This is a genomic window from Bacillus sp. SIMBA_005 (genome assembly GCF_046535585.1).
GTDB lineage: Bacteria > Bacillota > Bacilli > Bacillales > Bacillaceae > Bacillus > Bacillus pumilus.
The window spans coordinates 1-268 of the sequence record NZ_JAWRWI010000487.1 but is presented as its reverse complement, the minus strand read 5'-3'; the positions used below and the strand labels follow the sequence as shown (position 1 = coordinate 268).

The window sequence follows — 268 nt, the reverse complement described above, 5'->3', positions numbered from 1 at the left end:
AAATCTTGGCTTCAGCTTAGGAAGCTCAGAGTCGAAACATAAAGATATGAAGGGCACAATGCTTGAAGAATTGAAAAAAGCATTCCGTCCTGAATTCCTAAACCGTATCGACGAAATGATTGTGTTCCATTCATTAGAAAAAGAACACTTAAAAGAAATCATTTCAATGATGGCCAATACGCTAACAAAACGTCTGCAAGAACAAGATATTACGTTAGAGTTAACAGATGCAGCACTCAATAAAATTGCAGAGGAAGGCTACGACCCT

At 37.7% G+C, this 268-nt stretch carries 1 pseudogene; it reads left to right on the top strand.

What is annotated here, in order from left to right:
- A pseudogene (locus SB660_RS21005) lies at positions 1-268 on the top strand (ATP-dependent Clp protease ATP-binding subunit ClpC); the annotation flags it as partial.